At 74.5% G+C, this 7,204-nt stretch carries 4 protein-coding genes; 1 reads left to right on the top strand and 3 read right to left on the bottom strand.

Going from position 1 to position 7,204, the window contains the following annotated elements; all coding sequences use genetic code 11:
- Positions 1–1,805 precede the first annotated feature (1,805 nt).
- Complete coding sequence (locus ABEA77_RS30270) at positions 1,806–2,084, top strand: hypothetical protein (RefSeq protein WP_345654642.1); 279 nt, start codon at positions 1,806–1,808, stop codon at positions 2,082–2,084.
- 88 nt (positions 2,085–2,172) lie between these two features.
- Here ABEA77_RS30270 and ABEA77_RS30265 read toward each other — a convergent pair whose 3' ends face one another.
- From ABEA77_RS30265 to ABEA77_RS30255, 3 genes are all read right to left on the bottom strand, one after another.
- The gene (locus ABEA77_RS30265) at positions 2,173–3,069 is read right to left on the bottom strand and encodes a TIGR03619 family F420-dependent LLM class oxidoreductase (protein ID WP_345654639.1); all 897 of its coding nucleotides are present in this window, start codon (positions 3,067–3,069) and stop codon (positions 2,173–2,175) included.
- A gap of 167 nt (positions 3,070–3,236) precedes the next feature.
- Positions 3,237–5,813 (bottom strand): aminopeptidase N, encoded by a 2,577-nt coding sequence (pepN, locus tag ABEA77_RS30260; protein ID WP_345654636.1) that lies wholly within the window; start codon positions 5,811–5,813, stop codon positions 3,237–3,239.
- Between the two features lie 179 nt (positions 5,814–5,992).
- Positions 5,993–7,030, bottom strand: a complete 1,038-nt coding sequence (locus tag ABEA77_RS30255) for an aspartate-semialdehyde dehydrogenase (RefSeq protein WP_345654633.1) — start codon at positions 7,028–7,030, stop codon at positions 5,993–5,995.
- Positions 7,031–7,204 lie beyond the last annotated feature (174 nt).

The raw sequence follows: 7,204 nt of genomic DNA, 5'->3' as shown, positions 1-7,204 counted from the left end.
TCGCACGTTGTCTTCCTAAGACCGCTTGGCCTCCGACTTGGACGGCCGCAGCGCCGACGCGACCCTCGTCGTCGCCCCGCCGCGCACCCCGCAACCCGGCGAACGCGCCTACGGGTTCCTCGTCCAGCTCTACTCGCTGCTGTCCGCACGCTCCTGGGGCATGGGCGACCTCGGCGACCTGGCCGAGCTGGCGTCCTGGGCCGGACGGAGCCTCGGCGCCGGGTTCGTCCAGATCAACCCGCTGCACGCGGCCGTGCCGGGGGACCCCACCGACCCCTCCCCCTACCGCCCCTCGTCACGCCGCTTCCCCGACCCGGTCCACCTGCGGATCGAGGACGTCCCCGAGTACGCGTACGCCACCGGCGCGGACCGGGAGCGCCTGGCCGCGCTCGCCGCGCGCGCCGCCGGCCTGCGCGACGCCGTGCTCGGCGCGGACGCCCTGATCGACCGGGACGCCGTCTGGGCGCTCAAGCGCGAGGCGCTCGACGTGCTCTGCGCGGCGGAGCTCGGCCCCGGCCGCCGCGCCGCCTACGAGGACTTCCGTGCGGAGCAGGGCGCGGCCCTCGACGACCACGCTACCTGGTGCGCGCTCGCAGAGGCCCACGGCACCGACCGCGCCGCCTGGCCAGAGGGGTTGCGCGACCCGCGCTCGCCGCAGACCGCCGCCGCCCGCGAGCAGCTCGCGGACCGCGTCGAGTTCCACCGCCGCGCCGCCTGGCTCACCGACGAGCAGCTGGCCGCCGCGAGCCGCGCCGCCCGCGAGGCGGGCATGGGCGTCGGCATCGTGCACGACCTCGCCGTCGGCGTGCACCCGGACGGCGCCGACACCTGGGCGCAGCACGACGTGTTCGCCGCCGGCATGTCCGTGGGCGCGCCGCCCGACGCCTTCAACTCCCTCGGCCAGGACTGGGGGCTGCCGCCGTGGCGGCCGGACGCGCTCGCCGCCACCGGCTACGCCGCCTACCGCGGCCTGCTGCGCGGCCTGCTGCGGCACGCGGGCGCGCTGCGCATCGACCATGTGATGGGCCTGTTCAGGCTCTGGTGGATCCCGGCGGGCGGCGACCCGACCCGCGGCACGTACGTGCGCTACGACGCCGACGCGATGCTCGCCGTCCTCGTCCTCGAAGCGCACCGCGCGGGCGCCGTCGTCGTCGGCGAGGACCTCGGCACGGTCGAGCCGGGCGTACGGGAGCGGCTCGCGCTGCACGGCGTGCTCGGCACGTCCGTCCTGTGGTTCGAGCGCCACTGGGACCGCGAGGGGCAGCCGCCGCTCGACCCGGCCGAGTGGCGGCCCGGGTGCGTGGCCACGGCCACCACCCACGACCTGCCGTCCACCGCCGCCCGCCTCACCGGCGAGCACGTCGCGCTGCGCCACCGGCTCGGCCTGCTGACCCGGCCGCTGGAGCGGGAGCTCGCCGAGGACCGCGCCGAGGTGGCCGCCTGGCTGCGGGACCTCGTACGGCTCGGCCTGCTGCCCGCCGGCGCGGCGGACGGCGGCGCGCGGGACGAGGAGGAGGAGATCCGCGCGGTCCACCGCTTCCTGCTGGCCACGCCCGCGCGGATGGTGGGCGTCTGGCTGCCCGACACGGTCGGCGACCGCCGCCCGCAGAACCTGCCGGGCACCTGGGACCAGTACCCCAACTGGCGGCTGCCGGTCGCGGACGCGGCGGGCCGCCCGGTGACGCTCGAACAACTCGCCGCGTCGCCGCGCCTGCGTCGCCTGATGGAGGGAGTGCGGCCGCGCTGAACGGCGCGTACGGCACCCCGGCCGCGCGTGCCGCGCGGGCGTTCGCTACGTTGGCACCGTGGACAAGAAGAACGCTCTGCGCGCCGGCGCCGTCGCGGCCGGTACGACGCTGATGATGCTGCTGATGTCGTCCCCGGCGCTGGCCCTCACCCGGGACGACGGTGACGACCCGGGCCCCGGTCTGAGCGTGATCCAGACGGTCGGCCTCTTCGTGCTGTGCCCGCTCGCGCTGTTCGCGATCATCGCCGGGCTCGTCGTCCTGCTGGACAAGTCCCGCAAGACGGACTCGCCCACCTCGGTGGTCAAGCCCAAGAAGAAGGCCAAGGCGGGCGTCTGACGCCCTCGTCGGAACCGGCCGCCGCCGCGCGGCCGGTTCCGTGCGTCCTGGGCCGGCCGCTCCCGGCCCGCCCGGCGCGCGCCGCGGCTCAGGCGGCCGCGCGCAGGACCCGCTCCACGCACTCCAGGGCCGCGTCGACGCTCTCCGCCACGTTCATCAGCTCCACGAACGCGTGCTCCACGCCCGCCGCGCGCTCCGCGGTCCGCAGCGCCCCCAGGACCGCGTCGAGGCCCGCGCCGCCCTGCGGATTGACCCGCAGCACCACGCGCAGTTCCTCAGGGTCCCTGCCGTACCCGGCCGCAAGCTCCCTGACCCGGCCGAACGGCACCGACACGGAAGCGGGGTCGAACTCCGCGCGCCCCGGCGCCGCCACCGGCAGCCACCCGGCCGCCCTGCGGGCCGTGCGGTCGAGGGCCGCGGGGGAGTAGCCGCCGAGGTACACCGGCGGGTGCGGCCGCTGGGCCGGCCGCAGCTCCACATGGGTCGCGGGCACCGTCCAGTGCCGCCCCTCGTACGCGGCGGGGCTCGGCCCCCACCACGCCTCCAGCGCGTCGAGGCACTCGTCGAGGCGCGCCCCGCGCTCCCGCATCGGCACCCCGGCCGCCGCGTACTCCTCGGGCGACCAGCCGATCCCGAAGCCGGGCAGCAGCCGGCCGCCGCTGAGCGCGTCGACCGTGGTGAGCTGGCGTGCCAGCAGCGCGGGCGGATACCAGGGCGCGTTGAGGACATTGCTGCCGATCAGCGCCGTACGGGTCGCGGACGCGGCGACCGCCATCAGCGCGAACGGATCGAGCACGGCCCGGAAGTTCTCCGGGATCGTGTCCGTGCCGGCGTATCCCACGGACGGCTCGACCGGCGCGAGCAGCCGGTCGCCCACCCACAGGCTCGCCGCCCCGAGCCGTTCCGCCTCCGCGGCGAACCGCGCCACCTCGCCCGACTGTTGAGCCATCGCCCCGAACTGGGGGAGCGTGAAACCGATGCGCACCGGACTCTCCTCTCGACGGGCCGCGGGCCAGGGCGCCGCGGCTGCCGCGCAGCACGCTACGTCCGCGAGCCCGCCGCCTCCAGTACGCCTCCCGCGTGCGCCGCCAGGAGACGGCGCAGGCCCCGCCCGCGGGAGGCGGGCGGGGCCTGCGCGGCCGCTGCCGGGCGTCAGGCGCCCGCGGCCTCGTCGGCCGCGGCGGTGCGCAGGGCGCGCTCGACGTCGGGCCGCGCCTCGGCCACCAGGCGGCGCAGCGCCGCGTTGGGGCCCGCGGACGCGAGCCACGCGTCCGTCGCGTCCAGGGTCTCCTGCGAGACCTGGAGCGCCGGGTACAGGCCGATGGCGATCTGCTGGGCCATCTCGTGCGACCTGGACTCCCACACGTCGCCCACGGCCGCGAAGTACCTCTGCGCGTACGGGGCGAGCAGCTCGCGCTGGTCGGTCTGGACGAAGCCCGCGATCACGGCCTCCTGCACCGCGTTGGGCAGCTTGTCGTCCTCGACGACCGACGCCCACGCCTCGGCCTTCGCCGCCGCCGTGGGCCGCGCCGAGCGCGCGGCTGCCGCGTGCCGCTCGCCCGCCGCGGTGCGGTCGCGCTCGTACTCGGCGGCGATCTCCTCCTCGTCGAAGTCGCCGGTCGCCGCGAGCCGCTGCACGAACGCCCAGCGCAGCTCCGTGTCGACGGCGAGGCCCTCGATGGTCTCGCGGCCGTCGAGCAGACCCTGGAGCAGGTGCAGCTGCTGCGGGGTGCGGGCCGTCGCGGCGAACGCCCGCGCCCACGCGAGCTGGTGGTCGCTGCCGGGCTCGGCGGCCCGCAGGTGCGCGAGGGTGGCCTCCGTCCACTGGGTGAGGCCCGCCTCCCGCCAGGACGGCGCCGCGTACTGGTCGAGCGCCAGCTTCGCCTGCCGGTGCAGCGACTGCACCACGCCGATGTCGCTCTCCTTGGAGATGCCGGAGAGCACCAGCTTCAGGTAGTCGCGGGTGGCCAGCTCGCCGTCGCGGGTCATGTCCCACGCCGACGCCCAGCACAGGGCGCGCGGCAGGGACTCCGCGAAGTCGCCGAGGTGCTCGGTGACGGTCTTCAGCGACTCCTCGTCGAGGCGCACCTTCGCGTACGAGAGGTCGTCGTCGTTGAGGAGGATCACCGCGGGCCGCCGCCGGCCCGCGGGGAACGGCACCTCGGTGCGCTCGCCTTCCACGTCGAGCTCGATGCGGTCGGTGCGGGCGAGGCGGCCCTCCGCGTCGAAGTCGTAGCATCCGATCGCGATCCGGTGCGGGCGCAGCACCGGGGTGCCCTTGGCCCCCTCGGGCAGCGCGGGGGCCTCCTGACGCACGGCGAAGGAGGTGACGGCGCCGGACGCGTCGGTCTCGATCGCGGGCCGCAGCACGTTGATGCCCGCGGTCTCCAGCCACGCCTTCGACCACGCCTTCAGATCGCGCCCCGAGGTCTGCTCCAGCGCGCCGAGCAGGTCCAAGAGGCGGGTGTTGCCGAAGGCGTGCTCCTTGAAGTACGCCTGCACGCCGCGGAAGAACTCGTCCTCGCCGACGTACGCGACGAGCTGCTTGAGCACGGAGGCGCCCTTGGCGTACGTGATCCCGTCGAAGTTGACGAGCACGTCGTCCAGGTCGCGGATGTCCGCCATGATCGGGTGGGTGGAGGGCAGCTGGTCCTGCCGGTACGCCCAGGTCTTCATCGAGTTGGCGAAGCTCGTCCACGACTGGGGCCAGCGCGAGCCCGGCGCCGCCGCCTGGCAGGCGATCGAGGTGAAGGTGGCGAACGACTCGTTCAGCCACAGGTCGTTCCACCACTCCATGGTGACCAGGTCGCCGAACCACATGTGCGCCAGCTCGTGCAGGATGGTCTCGGCGCGGCCCTCGTAGGCCGCGTCCGTCACCTTGGAGCGGAAGACGTACTGGTCGCGGATGGTCACCGCGCCCGCGTTCTCCATCGCGCCCGCGTTGAACTCCGGCACGAACAGCTGGTCGTACTTGGCGAACGGGTACGGGTGGTCGAACTTCTCCTGGAACCAGTCGAAGCCCTGCCGGGTCACGTCGAAGACGGCGTCCGCGTCGAGGAACTCCGCCAGCGAGGGGCGGCAGTAGATGCCGAGCGGGACCGTGCGCCCGTCCTTCTCGTACGTGCTGTGCACACAGTGGTACGGGCCGGCGACGAGCGCCGTGATGTACGAGGAGATCCGGGGCGTCGCCTCGAAGCGGCGCACGCCGTCGGCGTCCGCCTCCGGCGTCGGGGAGTTCGACACCACGGTCCAGCCCTCGGGCGCCTTCACGGTGAAACGGAACGTCGCCTTCAGGTCGGGCTGCTCGAACACCGCGAACACCCGGCGCGAGTCCGCCACCTCGAACTGCGTGTAGAGATAGGCCTGCTGGTCGACCGGGTCGACGAACCTGTGCAGCCCCTCGCCGGTGTTGGTGTACGCGCAGTCCGCCACCACCCGCAGCTCGTTGGCGCCCGCCCGCAGTCCTGGCAGCGCGATCCGCGAGTCCTTGAATACCGCGTCCACGTCGAGCGCCGTGCCGTTCAGCACGACCTCGCGCACCGCGGGCGCCACCAGGTCGATGAACGTCTCCGCGCCGTCCTCCGCGCTGTCGAAGCGCACGAGGGTCACCGAGGGGAACGTGCCCCCGTCCTGCGCCCCGCCGAGGTCCACGTCGATCTCGTAGCCGTCCACGCGGAGCAGCCGTGCCCGCTGCTGCGCCTCGTCGCGGGTCAGGTTCGTACCAGGCACCGGGTCATCTCCTCGTTGTGTGACGCTGTACGGCCGCCATCCTTCCACGCGGACGGGGGCGGACGGCGAGGGATATACCCCGGTACGCCCAGGGGACCTGGACGCGCCGGGAGGCCGGGACGCGCCGGGGGGCCGGGACGCGCCAGGCGCCCCGGCCCCCCGGGTCCGTGCCGTGCGGCTCAGGCGCGGCCGAGCTCCGCCGCGACCAGCTCCGCGATCTGGACCGCGTTGAGCGCGGCCCCCTTGCGGAGGTTGTCGTTGGAGACGAACAGGGCGAGGCCCCTGCCGTCCTCCACCGTCTCGTCCACCCGGATGCGGCCGACGTACGACGGGTCGGTGCCCGCGGCCTGGAGCGGGGTGGGGATCTCGGAGACCTCCACGCCGGGGGCGCCCGCCAGCAGCTCGTAGGCGCGCTCCACGGACAGCGGCCGCTCGAAGCGCGCGTTGACCTGGAGCGAGTGCCCGGTGAAGACCGGCACACGCACGCAGGTGCCCGAGACCTTCAGCTCCGGGATCTCCAGGATCTTGCGGGACTCGTGGCGGAGCTTCTGCTCCTCGTCCGTCTCGTGCAGCCCGTCGTCGACGAGGTTGCCCGCGAAGGGGAGCACGTTGAAGGCGATGGGGCGCTTGTAGACGGACGGCTCGGGGAAGTCGACCGCGCGGCCGTCGTGGGTGAGGCCGTCCGCCGCCTCCACCACCTTGCGCGCCTGGTCGTGCAGCTCGGCGACGCCCGCGAGACCCGACCCTGAGACCGCCTGGTAGGTGGTGGCGACCAGCGCCGTGAGCCCCGCCTCCGCGTGCAGCGGCCTGAGCACGGGCATCGCGGCCATCGTCGTGCAGTTCGGGTTGGCGATGATGCCCTTGGGCCGGTCGGCGACCGCGTGCGGGTTGACCTCGCTGACCACCAGCGGCACGGCGGGGTCGCGCCGCCACGCGGACGAGTTGTCGATCACCACGGCGCCCTGCCCCGCGACCCGCTCGGCCAGCGCCTTCGAGGTGGCGCCGCCCGCGGAGAACAGCACGATGTCGAGGCCCGTGTAGTCGGCCGTCGCCGCGTCCTCGACCGTGATCTCCTCGCCCCGCCACTCCAGCGCGGTGCCGGCCGAGCGCGCCGACGCGAACAGGCGCAGCCGCGTGAGCGGGAAGTCGCGCTCCGCGAGGATCCTGCGCATGACCGTGCCGACCTGACCGGTGGCTCCGACGATTCCGACCTTCACGGGGACTCCTTGCGGTGACGTGTGTACGGGAGGAGGCGTGCACGCACGGCGCTGTACGTACGCTGCGGTGGTCCTGGGCGGCTCCGCGCCGTCGCGGCTCCGGCCCCGGGGTTGTGCCTTGCCCATCTTGCGGGCCGTACACGTGACGTTGTCCACCCCATTGTCGGGGAGGCC

Origin of the sequence: Streptomyces tremellae, from assembly GCF_039540215.1 — a bacterium.
Lineage (GTDB): Bacteria > Actinomycetota > Actinomycetes > Streptomycetales > Streptomycetaceae > Streptomyces > Streptomyces tremellae.
The sequence above is the reverse complement of the archived record's forward strand: the minus strand, read 5'-3'. Positions and strand labels throughout refer to the sequence as shown.